The 21,009-nt window shown below is 42.3% G+C and carries 19 protein-coding genes; 13 read left to right on the top strand and 6 right to left on the bottom strand.

Translation table 11 applies throughout. The annotated features are described in order from the left end of the window. Nucleotides 1-125: 125 nt before the first annotated feature. On the top strand, nucleotides 126-1,268 hold the full coding sequence (locus IHE35_RS09250; protein WP_004815368.1) for an acyl-CoA dehydrogenase family protein: 1,143 nt from the start codon (nucleotides 126-128) through the stop codon (nucleotides 1,266-1,268). A gap of 82 nt (nucleotides 1,269-1,350) precedes the next feature. On the opposite strand, the gene IHE35_RS09245 is transcribed toward IHE35_RS09250, so the two are convergent. Further along, the gene (locus IHE35_RS09245) at nucleotides 1,351-1,869 is read right to left on the bottom strand and encodes a DJ-1/PfpI family protein (protein ID WP_242787123.1); all 519 of its coding nucleotides are present in this window, start codon (nucleotides 1,867-1,869) and stop codon (nucleotides 1,351-1,353) included. A 485-nt stretch (nucleotides 1,870-2,354) separates the two neighbouring features. Between IHE35_RS09245 and pheA the strand changes: the two genes are divergently transcribed. From pheA to IHE35_RS09225, 4 genes are all read left to right on the top strand, one after another. Further along, nucleotides 2,355-3,464, top strand: a complete 1,110-nt coding sequence (gene pheA, locus IHE35_RS09240; RefSeq protein ID WP_242787122.1) for a prephenate dehydratase — start codon at nucleotides 2,355-2,357, stop codon at nucleotides 3,462-3,464. 65 nt (nucleotides 3,465-3,529) lie between these two features. Beyond that, complete coding sequence (gene hisC, locus IHE35_RS09235) at nucleotides 3,530-4,621, top strand: histidinol-phosphate transaminase (protein WP_242787121.1); 1,092 nt, start codon at nucleotides 3,530-3,532, stop codon at nucleotides 4,619-4,621. A gap of 3 nt (nucleotides 4,622-4,624) precedes the next feature. Continuing rightward, complete coding sequence (locus IHE35_RS09230) at nucleotides 4,625-6,871, top strand: bifunctional prephenate dehydrogenase/3-phosphoshikimate 1-carboxyvinyltransferase (protein WP_242787120.1); 2,247 nt, start codon at nucleotides 4,625-4,627, stop codon at nucleotides 6,869-6,871. 100 nt (nucleotides 6,872-6,971) lie between these two features. Then, nucleotides 6,972-7,337, top strand: a complete 366-nt coding sequence (locus IHE35_RS09225) for a hypothetical protein (RefSeq protein WP_242787119.1) — start codon at nucleotides 6,972-6,974, stop codon at nucleotides 7,335-7,337. A gap of 40 nt (nucleotides 7,338-7,377) precedes the next feature. Here IHE35_RS09225 and IHE35_RS09220 read toward each other — a convergent pair whose 3' ends face one another. Beyond that, nucleotides 7,378-8,007, bottom strand: a complete 630-nt coding sequence (locus IHE35_RS09220; protein ID WP_242787118.1) for a hydrolase — start codon at nucleotides 8,005-8,007, stop codon at nucleotides 7,378-7,380. A 124-nt stretch (nucleotides 8,008-8,131) separates the two neighbouring features. Between IHE35_RS09220 and yaaA the strand changes: the two genes are divergently transcribed. The 5 genes from yaaA to IHE35_RS09195 all read left to right on the top strand — a co-directional run bounded on the left by yaaA (nucleotide 8,132) and on the right by IHE35_RS09195 (nucleotide 12,942). Beyond that, nucleotides 8,132-8,914: a peroxide stress protein YaaA gene (yaaA, locus tag IHE35_RS09215; RefSeq protein WP_242787117.1), complete on the top strand. Its 783-nt coding sequence runs from the start codon at nucleotides 8,132-8,134 to the stop codon at nucleotides 8,912-8,914. Between the two features lie 638 nt (nucleotides 8,915-9,552). Continuing rightward, nucleotides 9,553-9,714 carry a hypothetical protein gene (locus IHE35_RS09210; protein ID WP_242787116.1) on the top strand — a complete coding sequence of 54 codons (162 nt, stop codon included), beginning with the start codon at nucleotides 9,553-9,555 and terminating at the stop codon, nucleotides 9,712-9,714. 403 nt (nucleotides 9,715-10,117) lie between these two features. After that, a complete protein-coding gene (locus IHE35_RS09205) occupies nucleotides 10,118-11,440 on the top strand; it encodes an NCS2 family permease (RefSeq protein ID WP_242787115.1) in 1,323 nt (440 codons plus the stop codon). Between the two features lie 76 nt (nucleotides 11,441-11,516). Continuing rightward, on the top strand, nucleotides 11,517-12,518 hold the full coding sequence (locus IHE35_RS09200; protein WP_242787114.1) for an adenosine deaminase: 1,002 nt from the start codon (nucleotides 11,517-11,519) through the stop codon (nucleotides 12,516-12,518). 58 nt (nucleotides 12,519-12,576) lie between these two features. After that, nucleotides 12,577-12,942 (top strand): hypothetical protein, encoded by a 366-nt coding sequence (locus tag IHE35_RS09195; protein WP_242787113.1) that lies wholly within the window; start codon nucleotides 12,577-12,579, stop codon nucleotides 12,940-12,942. Between the two features lie 29 nt (nucleotides 12,943-12,971). Here IHE35_RS09195 and IHE35_RS09190 read toward each other — a convergent pair whose 3' ends face one another. Next, nucleotides 12,972-13,535, bottom strand: a complete 564-nt coding sequence (locus IHE35_RS09190) for a cytochrome b (protein ID WP_242787112.1) — start codon at nucleotides 13,533-13,535, stop codon at nucleotides 12,972-12,974. A 210-nt stretch (nucleotides 13,536-13,745) separates the two neighbouring features. Here IHE35_RS09190 and IHE35_RS09185 point away from each other — a divergent pair, with 210 nt between their 5' ends. Together IHE35_RS09185 and rnhB are read left to right on the top strand one after the other, a co-directional pair. Next, entirely contained in the window at nucleotides 13,746-14,129 is a 384-nt protein-coding gene (locus IHE35_RS09185; protein WP_242787111.1) for a hypothetical protein, read from the top strand. A gap of 71 nt (nucleotides 14,130-14,200) precedes the next feature. Further along, complete coding sequence (rnhB, locus tag IHE35_RS09180; RefSeq protein WP_242789988.1) at nucleotides 14,201-14,794, top strand: ribonuclease HII; 594 nt, start codon at nucleotides 14,201-14,203, stop codon at nucleotides 14,792-14,794. A 108-nt stretch (nucleotides 14,795-14,902) separates the two neighbouring features. Here the strand turns inward: rnhB and csrA are convergent, their stop codons facing one another. The 3 genes from csrA to alaS all read right to left on the bottom strand — a co-directional run bounded on the left by csrA (nucleotide 14,903) and on the right by alaS (nucleotide 19,449). Further along, complete coding sequence (gene csrA, locus IHE35_RS09175) at nucleotides 14,903-15,157, bottom strand: carbon storage regulator CsrA (RefSeq protein ID WP_242787110.1); 255 nt, start codon at nucleotides 15,155-15,157, stop codon at nucleotides 14,903-14,905. 253 nt (nucleotides 15,158-15,410) lie between these two features. Further along, a complete protein-coding gene (locus tag IHE35_RS09170; protein ID WP_242787109.1) occupies nucleotides 15,411-16,691 on the bottom strand; it encodes an aspartate kinase in 1,281 nt (426 codons plus the stop codon). Between the two features lie 64 nt (nucleotides 16,692-16,755). Further along, the gene (gene alaS / locus IHE35_RS09165) at nucleotides 16,756-19,449 is read right to left on the bottom strand and encodes an alanine--tRNA ligase (RefSeq protein ID WP_242787108.1); all 2,694 of its coding nucleotides are present in this window, start codon (nucleotides 19,447-19,449) and stop codon (nucleotides 16,756-16,758) included. Nucleotides 19,450-19,857: 408 nt separating this feature from the next. On the opposite strand from alaS, the gene IHE35_RS09160 reads away from it, so the two are divergent. Continuing rightward, a complete protein-coding gene (locus tag IHE35_RS09160) occupies nucleotides 19,858-20,883 on the top strand; it encodes a type I glyceraldehyde-3-phosphate dehydrogenase (RefSeq protein WP_242787107.1) in 1,026 nt (341 codons plus the stop codon). The last annotated feature ends 126 nt before the right edge of the window (nucleotides 20,884-21,009 follow it).

The raw sequence follows: 21,009 nt of genomic DNA, 5'->3' as shown, positions 1-21,009 counted from the left end.
GAATTTTCATTAAAATAAATTGACTGTAAAGTTTGAAAAAAAATCGTATTAGCGCATGACACTGACCTTAAAAATCGCTAGCCTGTCTGTGGAAATATAATGATAAACACCACAAGGATAGAACAATGCTGGCATATGATGCAGACCTGGAATTATTCCGCGATAACTTTAAACGCTTTATGAGCGAACAGATTGCACCGCACTATGAGCAATGGGAACGTGAGGGCAAAATTCCACGTTCGGTATGGAATGCGCTGGGTGAAAATGGCTTTCTTTGTGTCGATGTTCCAGAAGAATACGGTGGCTATGGTGTGCCAACCCATTATTCCTTGATGCTACTCGAAGAATCGGCACGTGCAGGGTTTAGTGCACTTTCTATTGGTTTGTCATGTCACTCGGATATTGCCGCACCCTATATCCTGCATATCGCCACTGAAGAACAGAAGAAATATTGGTTGCCTAAAATGGTGACTGGTGAAGTGGTCGGTGCCATCGGTATGACTGAACCAGGTGCGGGTTCTGACTTGCAGGCAATTCGAACCAGTGCCATTTTGCAGGATGACCACTATCTGTTAAATGGTTCCAAAACTTTTATTTCTAATGGTCAGCATGCTGATCTGGTGGTGCTGGCTGTAAAAACCGATCCACAGGCACGTGCCAAAGGTGTTTCATTACTTTTGGTAGATACCCATCTGGAAGGTTTCAAGAAGGGCACCAATCTGGACAAAATTGGCCTGCACTCACAAGATACCTCTGAGTTATTCTTCGATAATGTCAAAGTGCCAAAAGATCAATTGCTGGGTCAACCGGGCCAAGGCTTTGCGTACCTGATGCAAGAGTTGCCACGTGAGCGCACTGCGATTGCGGCTACGGCTTTGGGTGCGATTCGTGGTTCAATTGATATCACCACGACCTATGTCAAAGAACGTCAGGCCTTTGGTCAGGCAGTGGGGCAGTTCCAGAATACCCGTTTTGTACTGGCACAGGCCAAGATTGATGAACTGGCAACAGCTGCGTTTTATAACCAGAATGTTGAGCTGTATATGCAGGGCAAACTGAATGTCGAAACGGCAGCAGCCTTAAAGAGCTTCTCGACTGATATGCAGATGAAAATCGCAGATAATTTGCTACAGCTATTTGGCGGCTATGGCTATATGACGGAATATCCGATTTCCCGTTTCTTCGTCGATGCACGTATCCAGCGGATTTATGGTGGTACAAACGAGATCATGAAAGAAATCGTAGCGCGTAGTCTATTAGGTCGCTAAAAGTATTTCATTCGATATAAAGCAAAAATGAGCCTGTAAGGGCTCATTTTTATGCGAGGGAGCAAATCACATTTTTCATATTTTAAGACCTTAATACTTCCAGACACTCATTAATAAACACAGGTAAATCGTCCGGTGCACGTGAAGAGATTAACTGATTATTATCATTGACCAGTTCTGCATCATAATAACGACCGCCTGCATCTTGCAGCCAGTGTGCATGGTCACGAATACTGGTAATAATCCGATCTTTCAGTACGTCAGCTGCACCCAAAAGCAGTGAGCCATCACAAATGCTAAAGATAGTTTTATTAGCTGCATTAAATTCCTGAATCAATTTCAGAACGACAGCATCTGAAGTAAAGGTCAGGGGAGATTCTCCACCTGGAATCAATAGGGCATCAAAATCATCGACGCAGATCTGGTCAATACTTTCATCTATCGTCACTGAAGCGGTATGTTGCTGGCCATAAATGACTTTCCCGGCTTCATGTTCAATATTGCAGATGCTATGACTGGCAGCAAGAAAAGCTTCCACAGGTTCGAAATATTCCTGATCATCAAAGTTATGTGTTACGAGCACAGCTATTCTTTTTGGCATGTATTTGCTCCAGCCTAAGTTTTGAACAGACTAGCGGGATAAGGTTTAAAAATCGTGTCTGATTTGTAAATGAATACATGTTAAATGTAAAAATATCTGTTAAAACAAGTAAAAAACGCATATAGGCAGGATTTTAAGCGGTAATTTTAAAATGAACTATTGATCATCTCAGAACTCCCATATATCGCTGATCTTTAGGTAGATGCATGAGTTTTCTTATGGTTAAAATCGTTATACAGATTAAGAAATAATGATAATTCATCTATACTAAAATCAGTTAAGATGCAAATGCAAACTTTACAATTTGATAATGTAATTTTTGCTGCAAATGCTGTGGAAAATGTTACCAAACATTGCAGATGCGATGAGTGGTTAGACAACGTATAAATTACTGACTTTTAAAAGACAAAGTCATATTGCGTAACATTTGAAAGCTTACTATTGTTATACTGAAACAGTTACGGTTTATGAAGGGCGACATCACGATGATCAACGACGATCAAAACACTACGACTTCTCTTGATTTGGCTAAGATTCGTGAAGATATCGATTCAGTTGATCAGCAAATTCAGCAACTTATCAATCGCCGTGCGCGTTTGGCAGAAGCTGTAGCGAAAGCAAAGTTTGCTTCGGAAGAGAATCCACTGTTTTACCGTCCTGAACGTGAAGCGCAGGTTTTGCGTAATGTTATGGAACGCAATGAGGGACCATTGTCAGATACGACTATGGCACGTTTGTTCCGTGAAATCATGTCAGCATGTTTGGCGCTCGAAGCTCCACAAAGTATTGCTTTCTTGGGGCCTGTGGGTACCTATACTCATTCAGCAGTATTGAAACATTTTGGACATGATGCTGTGGTTCGTCCATTGCCAACTATTGATGAAGTGTTCCGTGAGGTAGAAGCAGGCAGTGCACATTATGGTCTAGTACCCGTTGAAAACTCGTCTGAAGGTGTGGTGAACCATACTTTAGACTGTTTCAAAACTTCACATCTCAATGTGATTGGTGAAGTGGAATTACCAATTCATCACCAGTTCCTGATTTCTGCAAATACACGTAAAGACAGTATCAAGCAGATTTATGCGCATCAGCAAACTTTGGCACAATGCCGTAAATGGTTAGATGCTCATTATCCAGGTGTTGAACGTGTCGCACTGAGTTCAAATGCCGAAGCAGCACGCCGTATTCAGAATGAATGGCATTCTGCTGCAATTGCCTCTGAAATTGCTGCGAACATCTATAACCTTGAGATTATGCATAGCAATATCGAGGACAATCCGGAAAATACCACACGTTTCCTGGTGATTGGTCGCGAGAAAGTACCACAAAGCGGTAATGACAAAACTTCACTACTGGTATCAGCGCATGACCGTGCAGGTGCATTGCTTGAGATTCTTGCACCATTTGCCAAGCACAACATTAGTCTAACAAGTATTGAAACTCGTCCAGCACTTCCTGAAAAATGGGCTTATGTGTTCTTTATCGATCTGGAAGGCCATATCGATCAGGAACATGTCAAAGCTGCAATCGAAGAAATTCGCCCATTGGTGAAAGAAGTTCGCGTATTGGGTTCATATCCTCAAGCTGTACTTTAAGTCAGCCATCTGTGGTCAGTGCGAGGGTGCTGACCACTGTTTCACACGTAAATCGGAAGTATAAAATGTCGTTTGTGCCAGCCAATCAAGGCATCTCAAAGTTAAAACCATACCAGCCAGGTAAGCCAATCAGTGAGCTTGAACGTGAGTTAGGGATCACAGATATCGTAAAACTGGCTTCAAATGAAAACCCGTTGGGCTGTTCAGATAAAGTTAAAGAAGCAGTTGCTGCAGAACTGGCGGAAATTGGTCGTTATCCTGATGGTGGTGGTTTTATCCTGAAAGACCAGATCAAGGCACAGTTTGGCTTTAATCATGACCAGGTTACTTTGGGGAATGGTTCAAACGACTTGCTGGAAATGTTTGCCCGTGCATTCGTTTCTGAAAAAGATTCCGTGATTTACAGCCAGCATGCATTCGCAGTATACGAACTGGTAACTCAAGCAATTCATGCTGAAGCGATTGAAGTACCAGCAAAAGGCTTCTCGCATGATCTTGAAGCCATGGCTGCTGCAGTAAAAGACAATACCAAGCTGATCTTTATTGCCAATCCGAATAACCCGACAGGCACCTGGTTCGAAGAATCTGAATTTGAAGCATTCATGCAGAAAATTCCTGCGAACGTGATCGTAGTTCTGGATGAAGCGTATGTGGAATATTTCCCGGAAAACTTCAACAGCCTGAAATTCTTAAACCAGTATCCAAACCTGATTGTTAGCCGTACTTTGTCTAAATGTTATGGCCTGGCTGCATTGCGTGTTGGTTTCGCATTGGCGTCTGTAGAAGTGACTGATTACCTGAACCGTATCCGTCAGCCATTCAACGTTAACCATTTAGCGATGGTGGCTGCAGTTGCTGCGCTGAAAGATGAAGCATTCATCGAGAAATCTCGTGAAGTGAATAAAGTGGGTATGGCTCAGCTTGAAGCTGGTTTTAAAGCGCTGGGCTTAAATTATGTGCCTTCACGTGCCAACTTCATTCTGGTGGATGTACAGGCTGATCCAGCGGAAACATTTAACAAGTTGCTGAAAGAAGGTGTAATCGTACGTCCAGTGGGTATTGCTAACCACCTGCGCGTATCGATTGGTACTGAAGCTGAAAATGCAAAATTCCTTGCTGCACTCGCTAAAGTACTCGGCTTAGAGGCGAAAGCTTAAGTTATGTCGCAGCCACTGTTTGAAAAAGTTGCTTTCATCGGACTTGGACTGATTGGTTCAAGTCTGGCGCGTGTCATCAAGGCCGAGCATTTAGCCAATGATATCGTGGCATCAACACGCTCACAAAAAACACTGGAAGATGCCAAAGCTTTGGGATTAATTTCCCAAGGTTATGCAGATCCTGTACAAGCAGTCAAAGATGCAGACCTGATTGTCCTGGCTTTGCCGGTACGTGCTACGCAAAAGGTATTGGAAACCATTCAGCCTTATCTGGCTGAAGGTACCATTATTACTGATGTTGGTAGTACCAAAGGTAATGTGGTGGATGCAGCCAAAGTTGTCTTTGGTGAAGCATTACCAGCAGGTTTTGTGCCCGGACATCCGATTGCGGGTGCCGAGCATACTGGGGTGCATGCTGGTAAGGTCGATCTGTTTGCCAATCACAAGGTGATTTTGACGCCGTTACCGACCAGTGCAGCGTGGGCAGTCGATAAACTGATTCAACTGTGGCAGGCGGCAAAAGCGGAAGTGATCTGTATGGATGTGGAAAAGCACGATGAAGTGCTGGCGCATACCAGTCATCTTCCGCATCTGATGGCGTTTAATCTGGTCGAACAACTGGCCAAGCGCGAAGACAATCTGGATATTTTTCGTTATGCTGCCGGTGGCTTCCGCGACTTTTCGCGTATCGCGGCCAGTGATCCACAAATGTGGCATGACATCTTTTTTGCCAACAAAAAAGCAATTCTCAATGCTGTAGATGGCTTTGAGGCTCAGCTGGCAATTATCCGCAAGTTGATTGAAGACGAAGATTCCCAAGCATTGATGGGCTTATTGGGACATGCACAGGCAGCACGCCAGCATTTCAATCATATGCTCGCCAAGAAACCTTTCATGGAGAAAAATAACGTGACACAACAATTTACCATTCAGCCGGGTGCCAAGAAATTCCAGGGCAAATTTACCGTGCCAGGTGACAAATCTGTGTCACACCGTTCCATCATGTTTGGTGCGATTGCTGAAGGCACTACACATGTAACCGGTTTCCTTGAAGGTGAAGATGCTTTAGCTACTCTGCAAGCATTCCGTGATATGGGTGTCAGCATTGAAGGCCCTAAAAATGGTGAAGTGACCATTCACGGTGTTGGCATGCACGGTCTGAAAGCACCGCAGTCTGCGCTGTATATGGGCAACTCAGGTACATCAATGCGTTTGCTATCTGGGATGCTGGCAGCGCAGAAATTTGACTCAGTCATGACCGGTGATGCGTCACTATCAAAACGCCCAATGGAGCGTATTGCCAAGCCTTTACGCGAAATGGGTGCACAGATTCAAACCACAGGTGAGCGTGGTACGCCACCGGTATCCATTACAGGTAATCAAAACCTGAAAGGTATCCAGTACGATTTACCAATGGCTTCTGCTCAGGTGAAATCAGGTATTTTGCTGGCAGGTCTGTGGGCTGAAGGTGAAACTTCGGTAACTGAGCCTGAACCAACGCGTGACCATACTGAACGTATGTTGCGTGCTTTTGGTTATGACGTGAAAACTGAAGACAATCGTATTTCACTTCAAGGTGGTGGTAAATTAGTAGGCACCAATATCCAGGTACCATCTGATATTTCTTCTGCTGCTTTCTTTATGGTGGGTGCGGCAATTACAGAAAATGCTGATGTAACGCTTGAAGCTGTGGGCATTAACCCGACCCGTACCGGTGTGATTGAAATCCTCAAGCAAATGGGGGCAGACATTACAGTTGAAAATGAGCGTATTGCCGGTGGTGAACCGATTGCAGACATTCGTATTCGTGGTACACGTACCTTAAAAGGTATTCATATGCCAGAAGATCAGGTGCCACTGGCGATTGATGAATTCCCGGCATTATTTATTGCTGCAGCATGTGCGGAAGGTCAAACTATCCTGACCGGTGCGGCTGAACTGCGTGTCAAAGAATCGGATCGTATTCAGGTGATGGCTGATGGTCTGAAAACCATGGGCATCGATTGTACACCAACAGATGATGGCATCATCATTGAAGGTAAAGGCAAAGCAGGTGACTGGTCAGCAATCTTTAGCGGTGGTGAAATTGAATCCCATCATGATCACCGTATTGCCATGAGTTTCTCAATTGCAGGCCTACGTAATTCTGAAGAAATTCGTATTGTGGGAACGGAAACAGTAGCAACCAGTTTCCCAACCTTTACTGAACTGACTTCACAGGCCGGTCTGACGATTGCAGTGACAGAATAATCCTTAAATTTATGTGAAACAGCCAAGCTTTTGCTTGGCTGTTTTGTTTATATTGGCTTATGCTAAACCCATACAAGAAAAAAGCCATTTGGATGTAGCGATGCGAAAATTAAAATTTATGGCCAATACTCAAAGCCAACAACAATTACAGGATAGTCGTGAGACCCAGGAGTATGTCGCGCAATTTCTTGCCAGCGAACTCGGAAAATATGGCTTTCAAACTCTGCCACAAAGTGGTGGGCAAGTTGCGGTTGCAGTGGATGAACACGCCTTACCACTTTCGGTGAGTTGTGAAAGCCGTGACAGTGAAGGACATTTTGTCTGTGAGATTGCATCTTATCCAGATGAAGAACAGGACTGGCTGGATCGGATTACTGAACAGAGCCTGCTCAATCAGCTGGCACAAGCTGTAGAAGCATCCCTGAAAGAACAAGAAAGCTTTAGTGAATTCGAATGGAAAAATTAAAAAAAAGCGGCTATTGAGCCGCTTTTTATTTATATAACTTTTACAGCATTAAAAAGCGTGTAATCGCAATACGTAACTGCTTGAGATAACCAGTAAAGAAATGATTGGCGCCTGGCAGAATGGTCAACAAGTGACGCTGTGGCTTGGCCCATTCAATCAGATCCGATAACAATGTCACATCATCGGCTTCGCCATGCAGGAACAGAATATCGCCTTTAACATGCGGTGTTACATAGTGGCGTAAACCTGCTACAGTGGCGGTTGGTAAACCACATAAAATCATCTGTTTGGACTGTAATTCTACGGGTAGCATGGCATAGCTTTTGGCCATCACATGCGCGCCAAAACTAAAGCCACCTGCATAGAATGGCAGGCCAATATGTTGCGTACGAGCGAATTTAATCACTTCAAGTACGTCATCTGTTTCACCATGGCCTTCGTCGTGTATACCATCACTTTGACCAGAACCACGGAAACTTGGACGGTAGACAACGCAACCACGCTCTAAAAACATTTGTGCCAGTAATACTGGAACCTTATGGTGTGGAGTGCCACCTTGCAAGGGATGAGGGTGGCAAACAACCGCGAATCCTTTCACTTCACCCTGAGGATAATCCACAAAAACTTCAATTTGTCCCACAGGACCCTGAAGGAAAATTTGCTCGGACATAGGAGAATCGATCAATGAGGGAAGAAAGGCGTATTTTAACGATTGTGTTAAGTAAAAACATGAATTGGAATTAAAATAACTTGACTGATATAGTTTGATTAATCACTTTTTAATCAGGTTGGCTATGCTCGCATTAATTTCCCCTGCAAAAACTCTCGACTACGAATCATCGTTACCAACAGATCAGCATACGCAAGCAAGATTGCTGAAACATTCTCAGGAATTAATAAAAGTTGCCAGCAAATTGTCAGCAATAGAAATTGCCAGTCTCATGTCGGTGAGTGAAAAAATTGCTCATCTCAATGTTGAACGTTTCCGTGACTGGCAAGCAGAGTTTGATCTGTCAAATGCACGACAGGCAATTTTTGCTTTTAAAGGTGATGTTTATACGGGTCTTGATGCCTATAATTTAAAGGATCATCACCTGAGTTATGCCCAGGAACATCTGCGTATGCTTTCCGGCTTATATGGTCTGTTACGTCCATTGGATCTGATGATGCCCTATCGTTTAGAGATGGGAACAAAACTTGCCAACCCGCGTGGTCATAACCTGTATGAATTCTGGGGGCATATCATTACTGAGCTAATCAATCATGATCTTGCAGCAGCGAATTCAGAGCTTTTGGTGAATATTGCTTCTGATGAATACTATAAATCTGTTAAGGAAAGCAAAATTCAGGCGGAGATCATCAAGCCTGTGTTCCTGGATCAAAAAAATGGTAAATACAAAGTCATCAGTTTCTATGCCAAAAAAGCCCGTGGTCTGATGGCGCGCTTTATTATTGAAAACAGGATTGATCGAGTAGAAGACCTGAAAGGTTTTAATACTGAAGGGTATTACTTTGATGCGGAGAGTTCCCTTAAAGGTGAACTGGTCTTTAAGCGTGATGAACAACTCGTTGCTTAAGTAGGCATATTTAATTAAAAAAAGGATCACCTACAGGTGGTCTTTTTTTATAGATAAATAATAAAGCAGTAAAAAAGGTGCGGAATTTTAGTCTTTGCTTTTTAAGGATAAGAATTCTGCTATAAAAAGTAGCATCAATTTCAAAGCATACAATTTAAATTCTGTTTAAGAACCAAGATAAGTGAATGAGATAAATGGTGTTATGGAGGATTTTGGTAATGAGTTAGAGGGGGATTTAATATTCTTTATAAATAAAGCCTTAAAAACTGATTTTTTATCAACCTAACTATTAAAAATGAGAATCTACTTAAGTTAAATATTTAATCGGAATAGTTATTTATTTAGTATTTATATAATTGATTTTAATATAAAAAATCACAATCTACTTCGCATATTTATTAATAATATATATAAAAACAATATATTTATTATTTTATTTAAACAGATCAATTCTTTGTATAAACCATAAAAATATGATTTTTCTTTCATAAATCCTGATATATAAAACTAAGCTGAGTCAATATTGTACAAATTTATAATATTAGTTACAATTCATATAGAAATTCATCTACTTTATCACATGAATAATTGATAATTTATCCACATAGTCTTAAAAATGTAGAAGAATGCCTATAATTATGAAAAGTTATGTAATTCCAGTTTGCGCTCTATTGGTCGGTGTGATGGGGTATTATGTTTATAAGCAAAGTGAAAATAGGCGCCAGCAAGAAATTAACCGAATCATTACTGATGCCAATAATTCCCTGCAAGCAATTGAAGCGAAACATACTCGTCATTAATTTAATATCTGATTGAGTGAGCCTCTAATTATAGAAAAATAATCAGTTTTTTTAGATGACTGAACAGTTAAGGATTGAATAGATAATTAAATTTAAATTTTAGAAACAATAAAAAATCAATGTGTTATAATTCTGAAAACAAAATATTGGATCAAGTTTAAGTTATTGTAAACAATTGATTCAATTCATTTATTAATGAGCTGCATAAGATTATGCAGCTTTTTTGTTTAGTTTTTTTGTTCTTATTCATGGTTACTGTTTTGCTGTGATTTAAGATTACTTGACCCGTCGAATAGCGATGCTGGCATATTCGTTGCTAACTCATCCGTAAAATCCTTTACCTAGAAGTACATGGATTTTGTGGAATGCTCAGGCATAAAGTTTACTCAATAGGGGCTAGGTCATGACGACTCCTAATCCATCTTCCGAAAATATGCTGGAACGTCTGTTCAAACTGAGTGAAAATAAAACCAGTTTCCGTACAGAAGTTCTTGCAGGTGTAACTACATTCTTAACGATGTGTTACATCATTATTGTCAATCCGATGATTTTATCCGAAACAGGGATGGATCATGGGGCTGTCTTCGTTGCAACCTGTCTTGCAGCCGCAATTGGCTGTCTGGTGATGGGGCTTATAGCGAACTATCCAATTGCGCTTGCACCCGGCATGGGCTTGAATGCTTTCTTTACCTATTCTGTGTGTCTGGGAATGGGTGTGCCATGGCAAACTGCATTGGGTGCAGTTTTTGTGTCAGGTCTGGTATTTATTGCCATCAGTATGTTCAAAATACGTGAGGCGATTGTTAATGCCATTCCAATGTCACTGAAACTCGCGATTGGTGGTGGTATTGGTTTATTCCTTGCTCTGATTGCACTGAAGAATGCAGGCATCATTGTAGATAACCCAGCAACATTGGTTGGCTTAGGTGACCTTAAGCAACCTTCTGTACTTCTTGCACTTTTAGGCTTTTTAATGGTTGTGGTAATGCACCATTTTAAAGTGCGTGGTGCGATTATTATCAGTATTTTGGTGCTGACTGGTATCTCTGCGGCTATGGGCCTGAGTGAATTTAAGGGCGTCGTTGGTGCTGTACCTTCAATTGCTCCAACATTCATGCAAATGGACTTCGAAGGTCTGTTTACAGCCAGCCTGATCGGTGTGATCTTTGTCTTCTTCCTGGTTGATCTGTTTGACTCTACCGGTACACTGGTTGGTGTTTCACATCGTGCTGGCTTACTCAAAGATGGTAAGTTACCACGTCTTAAAAAAGCATTGTTTGCAGATTCTTCTGCCATCGTGGCAGGGGCGGCATTAGGTACTTCTTCAACAACGCCTTATATCGAATCTTCTGCAGGTGTTGCAGCAGGTGGGCGTACGGGCTTGACCGCGGTTGTGGTGGGTCTATTGTTTGTTGCCTGTCTGTTCCTGGCACCATTGGCACAATCTGTGCCTGGCTTTGCCACTGCACCAGCCTTGTTATTTGTGGGCGTGTTAATGATTCAGGGTATCGTCCATATTGATTGGGACGATATTACAGAAGCTGTTCCTGCGTTCTTAACCATTGTATTTATGCCGTTCACGTATTCAATCGCGGATGGTATTGCAATGGGCTTCATCAGCTATGCATTGATTAAATTACTCACAGGTAAAGCATCAACTGTACCGTATATGGTTTGGATTGTTGCTGTACTTTGGGCTTTGAAGTTCGCACTATTTGGCGGCTAATTTTGTCAAATTCAGAAAGGGTGTAAACTCGGTTTGCACCCTTTTTTATTTATCTCAGGTTTAATCAGGAGTAGCGATGAACCGTCTTGAGTTGATACAGGCGATGCCGAAGGCAGAGCTGCATGTGCATATTGAAGGTACTTTTGAACCTGAGTTGATGTTTGCGATTGCACAGCGTAATGAAATTTCCATTCCTTATCAGTCGGTAGAGGAAGTACGACAGGCTTATAATTTCCATAATCTGCAGTCTTTTTTAGATATCTATTATGCGGGTGCCAATGTTCTGATTTATGAACAGGACTTTTATGACCTGGCTTGGGCATATTTTGAAAAATGTGCCGAAGATAATGTTGTGCATACCGAGATGTTCTTCGATCCACAAACTCATACCGATCGTGGAATTGCTTTCGAAACGGTACTCAATGGTTTGCAACGTGCGTGTAATGATGCTGCAGAAAAACTGGGTATTACTTCACATCTGATTATGTGTTTCCTGCGTCATTTAAGTGGAGAAGCAGCATTTGAAACCCTGGAACAGGCTTTGCCATATAAAGATCAAATCATCGCAGTAGGGCTGGATTCAAGTGAAGTTGGACATCCACCATCTAAGTTTGAACGTGTCTTTGCTAAAGCACGTGAAGCAGGTTTCTTGATCGTGGCACATGCAGGTGAAGAAGGTCCAGCTGAATATGTTTGGGAAGCTTTAGACTTGCTGAAAGTGAATCGTATTGATCATGGGGTACGTTCTGAAGAAGATCCGGCATTGATGCAGCGTCTGATTGCAGAAAAAATGCCGCTGACAGTATGCCCACTTTCAAACTTAAAGCTTTGTGTAGTGGATGATATGCAGCAGCACAATATTCGTCGTTTATTACAGCAGGGCGTGCATGTCACTGTAAATTCAGATGATCCATCCTATTTCGGGGGATATATGAATGACAATTTCATTGCTATCGCTGAAGCCTTGGATTTGAGCAATGATGAGTTGAAACAGCTGGCAATTAATTCTTTTGAAGCTTCATTTATCAGTGAAGCAGACAAGGCCAACTGGATTAGCCAGATCAAAGCATTAGCTTAAGCAAAATGTGTAATGAGGTGGAGTTCGCTCTGCCTTTTTCTGTTGAATGAGTAAATCCATGAAAAAATATATTATGGCGATATCCGTGGCTGTTTTAGCTTTCTGGACGTATAGCCATGCGGATATAAGCCTGACTCAGAAAGCTTTAAAGCCGGTCATTGTTTATCAATGTGGTCAGGAACTAAAAGACTCCACAGTCTGGAAAGTCTCGACCTATCTGATGCAGGATGCTAATAAGGCTAAACTGCAACACAATGTCTGTGATTGTGTGGGGGAGCATGCCTTAAAAGATGTGCCGACATCAACGTTGCTTAAAGCAACAGTAAATGAAGAAGTGAAAAACCAGTTGGCACGTCAAGCCGTAGCGAATAGTCTAAAAGGTTGTATTGCAGACTTTCATGGTAAATTAACCAGCTCAAAATGAGCTGGTGCACGTGTTTGAAAATATATGTTCTATTTTTTAGAAGATTTTGGTTGTTGAGTCATGCTTTTAAGGACATGATCTCGGTCAATAAAGTGATGTTTCAGTGCTGCCCCAATATGACCAACTAATAGCACGCCCACAGCCCATGACAGCCAAATATGCAAAGGCTTGACCACCGCCGTGATCGCTGGATTTTCTGAAATCAATGCAGGAATATTAAATAAATATAAAACTGGTGCAGGGTAGCCAACACTCCAACTATATAAGCAACCTGTTACAGGCAGGGAGATAAGCATCATATACAGCGCTAAATGACCCACATGTGCCAGGAATTTCATTGTGGGTGACATCGTATCTGGAAGTTGTGGTGCAGGGTGGGTATAGCGCCAGAACAGGCGAACCACAATCAAAAATATAATGGTGGTTGCAATATTTTTGTGGAGAGAAATGACATCACCTTTAAAGCTACCATCCACTTCATAACTTAAAAAATTACCGCTGTAAAAGCCAATGAGCCAAGCGCCAATAAAAATGATCGCCATGATCCAATGGAGCCATTGTGCGGTACGCGTATAATAAGTGGATGATTGCATCCGGGGATCCTTTCATTTGAATGTATTTTGCAGATATCCTAGCAAAAACAGATGAAATTTCTCAATTCTATAAATGCAACGCTCAACATGGATAACTGCAACATTAGCTGGGTGGGGATTAAGCATTCATGTGAGATAGTGATTTATTCTTAAGCTGAAATTCGGCACAATAGCGCCACAATTCACAAATAAATGATAAGGAACAGATCTGTGAAAAAATTGATTGCGCTTATAGCACCCATGGCTTTTGTTCTCACTGCTTGTGTGACCACAGATGGTACAACAGGTTCAACTGCTGCAACTACAGCGAACGGTTTGGCAATGGCCGCAGTAAAAGTCGGTGTGCAGGCAAAATGCGTTACTGAAATCAATAACAATACTTACTGGAAAACAGCATCAAAGTTGATGACTGAAACTCAGCAGACTGAATTACAAAACGAAGTATGTTCATGCGTAGGCGAGAGAGCGACTACGAGTGTGACAGCAGCTGACCTGGTTGTTGCTGCGATGGACAAAACTTCTCAAGCGACTTTGGTGACTAAAGTGGTAAGCAGCACATTGAATGCTTGTGTTGTAGAAACTTTGAAAAACTAAGCAAGATTTGCTTAAATGAGCGGCCGAAATGGCCGCTTTTATATTTGAGCTGAATAATTGAAGGAAATATGATGCGAATTGCAGGTGTAGATGAGGCAGGGCGTGGCCCATTGGTGGGCTCAGTGGTGGCGGCTGCAGTTATTCTCGATCCGAATAATCCGATTGAAGGCCTGAATGACTCAAAAAAACTCACTGAAAAGAAGCGTGAGAAGCTGTTTGTTGAAATTCAGGAAAAAGCATTGGCGTGGGCAATTGCCGAAGCATCTGCAGCAGAAATTGATGAACATAATATTCTGCAGGCTTCATTGCTGGCGATGCGTCGTGCGGTAGAAGCACTCTATATTCAGCCAGATCATGTGCTGGTGGATGGCAACAAGATTCCTCAAGGTCTGGTGATGAGCTGTGATGCTGTAGTAGGTGGGGATGCCCTGCATGCCGAGATTTCAGCAGCGAGTATTCTGGCTAAGGTAACCCGTGATCATCAGATGATCGAAATGGATTTAAAATTTCCGCAATTCGGTTTTGCCAAGCACAAAGGCTATCCAACCAAAGCACATTTTGAAGCAATTGCCTTGCATGGGGTAATTGAAGAGCACCGACGCAGTTTTGGTCCTGTACGTAAAGCTCTTGCAGCCATGCAGGAACAGAGAGAACTAGATCTATAAGGCATTCATAAAATACTTTATAAATACATAGTATGTCTAAGTGAGCTACAGTAAAAGTGTCGAAAAAATAAAAGCGGCCTAGAGCCGCTTTATTGTTTTCCGCAGAAATTAACGATTAAAGTTATTCTGAGAAGAGGCATCATCTTCAAATGAAGGCTGATAGTCTTGGTCAATATGTTGAAGATGTTCATGCATTGCACGTTCATGCTGAATACGTTGGTAAATTTCTTCACGGTGGACAGAAACTTCCTTCGGCGCATTCACCCCAATACGTACCTGGTTACCTTTTACGCCAAGCACAGTCACGCTGACTTGGTCTCCAATCATCAAAGTTTCTCCGACACGGCGAGTCAGAATCAGCATGTTTATCTCCTTGCAAAACGCTAAACGTGCATTCAATTTAGAATGTATGTTGAAACACAACCTGAAATCACAAGAGAAAATCGAACAGACCACCACGCACCATCTTGGTTGGGATTATCATCTATTTAAATTTTCTATAAATCCTCGCCCTTAATATAACAGAGCCACTATAAAAAAAACTATAGTGGCTCTGATTTTTTATGAAGTTTTGCAAAATAATGTCAGACAACGACAATAAATTACAAATCAATCATTAAGCACGTGCGCTTGATTCACCATGCTCACGGTCAAGACCGAATGCAGTGTGCAGTGCACGTACAGCAAGCTCTAGGTAATTTTCCTCAATGATCACTGAAATCTTGATTTCAGAAGTAGAGATCATCAGGATGTTGATGCTTTCATCCGCCAGGGCAGTAAACATTTTGCTTGCTACGCCTGCATGAGAACGCATACCCACACCTACGATAGACACTTTTACGATGTCATCACGAGTTGCAACTTCACGTGCACCAATATTGCGTGCAGTTTCTTCAAGAATTGCTTTTGCTTTGGCAAGTTCACTGCGGTTTACAGTAAATGTGAAATCAGTCGTACCATCTTCTTCTACGTTCTGGATAATCATATCCACTTCGATATTCGCAGCGCCAATCGGTGCTAAGATTTTAGATGCGATACCTGGCTCATCTGGAACACCCAGAATAGTCAGTTTAGCTTCGTCGCGGTTAAACGCGATACCAGAGATAATTGGCTGTTCCATGTTGTCTTCCAGTTCAGTAGTAATAAGAGTTCCGACGTTGTTTTTGAAGTCTTCGTCAAATGCGCCATCATTGTCATTATCGAAGCTTGAGAGTACGCGTAAAGGCACCTGGTACTTACCAGCAAATTCTACTGAACGAATTTGCAGGACTTTAGAACCTAGAGATGCCATTTCCAGCATTTCTTCAAAAGAAATTCGGTCAACTTTTTTCGCTTTTGGTGCAACACGAGGGTCAGTCGTATATACGCCATCTACGTCTGTGTAAATCTGGCATTCATCGGCTTTCAGGGCAGCAGCAAGTGCAACACCTGAAGTATCAGAACCACCACGGCCAAGCGTTGTTGTATTGCCATTCGCATCAAAGCCCTGGAAACCAGCAACCACAATTACACGGCCTGCATCAAGATTTTCAGTCAATACATCAGTATCGATTGATTCAATACGGGCTTTAGTAAATGCGCTGTCAGTTTTAATACCAACCTGGCGACCAGTCAAAGATTTAGCTTCAACACCGATCGAATTCAACGCCATTGCGAGCATGGAAATCGTTACCTGTTCACCCGTAGAAACCATTTGGTCAAGTTCACGTGAGTCAGGGGTTTCGGTAATGGCCTTCGCGAGAGCAAGCAGACGATTGGTTTCGCCACTCATTGCTGATACAACAACCACTACCTTGTGGCCGTGGTCATGCCAGCGCTTCACGCGACGAGCAACATTGAGAATGCGCTCGGGAGTACCCATTGAGGTACCGCCATATTTTTGAACGATTAATGCCATAGTTGTTCCATATAAACCATGACCCTGATTTTCCGATCAGGGTCAGTTACACAAAATGAAGTTTTTATTTTGCTTCAAGCCAAGCTGCTAAATCAGCCATTACTGGAGCAAACTTCTCGTTAAGTGGCGCGCCACCTTGTGCCAAGTCAGGTTTACCACCACCTTTACCACCCAGCTCAGCTGCCAAGTGTTTGATGATGTCACCCGCTTTAATAGAAGCAGTAAAGTCTTTCGCTACAGATGCAATCAAGCTCACCTTGTCACCCTCTACACCTGCAAGAACAATCACTGCATTTTCTAATTTCGATTTCACACCGTCGTGCAGGTTGCGCAGTGCTTTCGCATCCATCCCCTGAACAGTCGTGATCAATGTTTGACGGCCTGCAATTTCTTGAACTTGGTTTAAAAGTTCACCTGCTTGCAGGCTCGCCAATTTTTGATTCAGTTGTTCGATTTGTTTTTGCAAGCTAGACGCTGTCTCAACAATCGCTTCAACTTTTTCTAAAGTTTGATCTTTTTGTGCTTTCAACAAGCCATTGATGGTATTGATGTCACGATCGGCTTTTTGAGCAACTTCAATCGCTTTTGTACCAGTCACTGCTTCTATACGACGTACACCTGCTGCTACACCACCTTCAGAGGTGATTTTAAACAGACCGATGTCACCTGTACGTTTTACGTGAATACCGCCACACAGCTCGATTGAGAAGTTTTTCTCTTCAATGATTGAACCCATTGAAAGTACGCGAACTTCTTCACCGTATTTCTCACCGAACAGCATCATCGCGCCTTTTGCTTTCGCAGATTCGATGTCTAGAAGTTCAGTTGAAACTGCAGTGTTGGCAATCACTTCAGCATTTACAAGACGTTCAATTTCTTGAAGCTGTTCAAATGTAACAGGTTGGTCATTGGCAAAGTCGAAACGTAAAACGTCAGATGCAACCAATGAGCCTTTTTGCTGTACGTGTTCGCCAAGGATTTGACGAAGAGCAGCATGTAGAAGATGCGTTGCAGAGTGGTTACGAGCAGTCGCTGCACGAATGTCTGCTTTAACAGTAGCTTCCACATTTTGAGTAACTTTGAGGTTACCCATGGTCACGATACCTTGGTGAACGAATGCGCCACCAGATTTCTTGGTATCTTGAACTTCGAAAATACCGGTATCGTTTTTGAAGATACCTGTATCACCGATTTGACCACCACTTTCTGCATAGAAAGGTGTTTGGTTCAGTACGATGAGTGCTTCGTCGCCTTCAACCACTTCATCAACTTGCTCGCCATCTTTATAGATTGCGATGATTTGACCTTCACCAGTAGTTGCGTCATAACCATCAAACTGAGTTTCACCTTCAACTTTAACAACTGAGTTGTAGTCGATTGCGAATTTACCTGCATCACGTGCGCGTTGACGTTGCGCAGCCATTTCAGTTTCAAAGCCAGCTTCGTCAATGGTTAAATCACGTTCACGTGCAATGTCAGCTGTAAGGTCAGTCGGGAAGCCGTAAGTGTCATACAGTTTGAATACAACTTCACCTGGAATCACAGAACCTTTTAAGTTTGCCAATTCGCCTTCAAGCAATTTAAGACCTTGCTCAAGTGTTTTAGCAAATTGTTCTTCTTCTTTTAGAAGTTGAGCTTCGATACGGGCTTGTTGCGCTTCAAGTTCAGGATAAGCTGCGCCCATCACTTCAATTAAAGGCTTCAACATTTTGTGGAAGAATGAGCCTGTCGCACCCAATTTGTTACCGTGACGAACTGCACGGCGGATGATACGACGTAGTACATAACCACGGCCTTCATTAGAAGGGTTTACGCCATCAGCGATCAAGAATGAACATGAACGTGCATGATCCGCAACCACTTTAAGTGAAGCAGGGTATTCAACTGGTTTGCCTTCTGCTTGCGCTTTTGCTTCAAGTTCAGAAGTATCTAAACCAATAATTTCCGCAGCTGCTTTAAGCAAGTGTTGGAATAGATCGATTTCGTAGTTTGAGTTTACGTGTTGTAAAACAGCCGAAATACGCTCTAAGCCCATACCTGTATCTACAGAAGGTGCTGGAAGAGGGTGGAGTACGCCATCAGCAGTACGGTTAAACTGCATGAATACGTTGTTCCAGATTTCAATGAAACGGTCGCCATCTTCTTCAGGTGTGCCTGGTAAGCCACCCCAAATGTGATCGCCATGGTCAAAGAAGATTTCAGAACAAGGACCACAAGGACCTGTGTCACCCATTGCCCAGAAGTTATCTGATGCGTATTGACCGCCTTTGTTGTCACCAATACGAATAATGCGAGACGCATCTAGCCCGATTTCTTTGTTCCAGATATCAAATGCTTCGTCGTCTGTATGGTAAACAGTGGCATAAAGTTTATCTTTTGGAAGACCTAACCATTGCTCAGAGGTTAAAAAGTCCCAGGCAAATTTGATCGCATCACGTTTGAAGTAATCGCCAAACGAGAAGTTACCTAACATTTCAAAGAATGTATGGTGACGAGCTGTGTAGCCAACGTTATCTAAGTCGTTGTGCTTACCGCCTGCGCGTACGCATTTTTGTGAAGATGTAGCACGTACATAATCGCGTTTTTCCAGACCCAGGAAGCAGTCTTTAAACTGGTTCATACCAGCATTGGTAAACAATAATGTTGGGTCATTGGCAGGAACCAGAGAACTCGACGCGACACGTGTATGCCCTTGCGATTCAAAGTAGCTTAAAAAAGCTTCGCGAATTTCAGCTGATGTCATAAAACGAGTACTCACAACCAAGTCACTCCATAATTTCCGATTTGGCAAAAGCAAGGCAGTCTGACAAGAAGGTTGGTTCTTTGCTGCAATGCGGGCTTAAATTTTTAAAAACGCCAAATTATAACGGAAAATGCCTGTTCGACCAATGATTTTCATATTTATAGATCATAAAACTCTAAGGAATGAATATAGGTAAATTTCATAAAATGACCTGTAAAATCAAAAGCTATTGTCAGAACAGCAATTTATTGAAAATCTATCAGGGTTAAAGAGAATATTCACCGTTATAAAACATGAATTATTCGGTGAAATATTGGACATGCTGTGTAAATTTTAAGGGATTTGGCTGAATAGTTATCAGTCAGCTGCATAATTCCATTAATATAGGGCACTCAAAGTTTTATGCTGCTTAAGGGAATGTCGATGCAACGTATCGCAATTAATGGTTTTGGGAGAATCGGGCGCAATGTGTTGCGTGCATGGTTTGAAAATCCGAAAGATTTTAATTTTGACATCGTTGCCATTAACGACATTGCTGATGTAGAAACCTTGTTGCATCTATTTAGGTACGATACCACGCATGGCCGTTTTCCGGGGCAGGTTGATCTCAGCTATGAACAGGAGCGTGCTTATCTGCATGTATCCTATCAGGGTGCCAGTTTAAAAGTCGAAGTTCTGCGTCAAGCCAATCCGGCTCAGATGCCATGGCAGGAACTGAATGTTGATGTGGTACTTGAATGTACCGGTTTATTCCGTTCCCGCGAAGCAGCAACCCAGCATATTACTGCTGGTGCGAAACGCGTGATTATTGGTGCAGCACCGTTTGACAGTGTGGATGCTGCAATTGTGTATGGTGTGAACCATAATGATGTGAAAGACAGTGATCAGATTATTTCCAGCGTATCCTGTACCACTCAGGCATTAGTACCACTGGTTAAAATCATTGATGATGCGTTTGGTATTGATACCGCGCTAATGACAGAAATCCATGCGGTCACTGCGGATCAATCAGTCTTAGATCATGCCCATCGTGACTTACGTCGTGCCCGAGCTTCGGGACAAAATATTATTCCAACAACATCTTCTGCTCTGGGTGCTCTAAAGCGTGTCATGCCGAAAATGGAAAACCGCATTGATGGCTATTCGATCCGTGTACCGACGATTAATGTAGCAGCGATTGACTTAACCTTTGTGACTCAAGCCAATATTACCGATCATCAGTTGAATGACGTCCTAACCAAAGCAGCAGCTCAGGACTATGCTGAGATTATGTCGATCACGGATGAGCCTTTGGTATCTTCAGATTTTAATCATTCGCCGTATTCATTGATTGTGGATATGACCCAGACCATGGTAGTAGGCAAGCAGGCCAAAGTATTTGCCTGGTATGATAATGAATGGGGTTATGCCAACCGTTTACTAGATTTATGTCATTCCTTTAATACATAAACCGCTCTAATCTTTGGCTTAAGTGAATTTTATTCTTAAGTATATTGATGTATAAGGAAAATTAATCTGCTTTGCCTGTCGATATCTGGTGCTGGCATTCTGATAAAATCGTTACAATATCGCCTG

Source organism: Acinetobacter sp. ASP199, assembly GCF_022700675.1.
Lineage (GTDB): Bacteria > Pseudomonadota > Gammaproteobacteria > Pseudomonadales > Moraxellaceae > Acinetobacter.
Note: the sequence above shows the minus strand (reverse complement) of the source record. Positions and strands in the feature narration are given on the sequence as shown.

Coding starts and splice junctions, on each gene's coding strand:
- IHE35_RS09250 (WP_004815368.1), top strand. CDS start 126: ATGCTGGCATATGATGCAGACCTGGAATTATTCCGCGATAACTTTAAA.
- IHE35_RS09245 (WP_242787123.1), bottom strand. CDS start 1,869: ATGCCAAAAAGAATAGCTGTGCTCGTAACACATAACTTTGATGATCAG.
- pheA (WP_242787122.1), top strand. CDS start 2,355: ATGATCAACGACGATCAAAACACTACGACTTCTCTTGATTTGGCTAAG.
- hisC (WP_242787121.1), top strand. CDS start 3,530: ATGTCGTTTGTGCCAGCCAATCAAGGCATCTCAAAGTTAAAACCATAC.
- IHE35_RS09230 (WP_242787120.1), top strand. CDS start 4,625: ATGTCGCAGCCACTGTTTGAAAAAGTTGCTTTCATCGGACTTGGACTG.
- IHE35_RS09225 (WP_242787119.1), top strand. CDS start 6,972: ATGCGAAAATTAAAATTTATGGCCAATACTCAAAGCCAACAACAATTA.
- IHE35_RS09220 (WP_242787118.1), bottom strand. CDS start 8,007: ATGTCCGAGCAAATTTTCCTTCAGGGTCCTGTGGGACAAATTGAAGTT.
- yaaA (WP_242787117.1), top strand. CDS start 8,132: ATGCTCGCATTAATTTCCCCTGCAAAAACTCTCGACTACGAATCATCG.
- IHE35_RS09210 (WP_242787116.1), top strand. CDS start 9,553: ATGAAAAGTTATGTAATTCCAGTTTGCGCTCTATTGGTCGGTGTGATG.
- IHE35_RS09205 (WP_242787115.1), top strand. CDS start 10,118: ATGACGACTCCTAATCCATCTTCCGAAAATATGCTGGAACGTCTGTTC.
- IHE35_RS09200 (WP_242787114.1), top strand. CDS start 11,517: ATGAACCGTCTTGAGTTGATACAGGCGATGCCGAAGGCAGAGCTGCAT.
- IHE35_RS09195 (WP_242787113.1), top strand. CDS start 12,577: ATGAAAAAATATATTATGGCGATATCCGTGGCTGTTTTAGCTTTCTGG.
- IHE35_RS09190 (WP_242787112.1), bottom strand. CDS start 13,535: ATGCAATCATCCACTTATTATACGCGTACCGCACAATGGCTCCATTGG.
- rnhB (WP_242789988.1), top strand. CDS start 14,201: ATGCGAATTGCAGGTGTAGATGAGGCAGGGCGTGGCCCATTGGTGGGC.
- csrA (WP_242787110.1), bottom strand. CDS start 15,157: ATGCTGATTCTGACTCGCCGTGTCGGAGAAACTTTGATGATTGGAGAC.
- IHE35_RS09170 (WP_242787109.1), bottom strand. CDS start 16,691: ATGGCATTAATCGTTCAAAAATATGGCGGTACCTCAATGGGTACTCCC.
- IHE35_RS09160 (WP_242787107.1), top strand. CDS start 19,858: ATGCAACGTATCGCAATTAATGGTTTTGGGAGAATCGGGCGCAATGTG.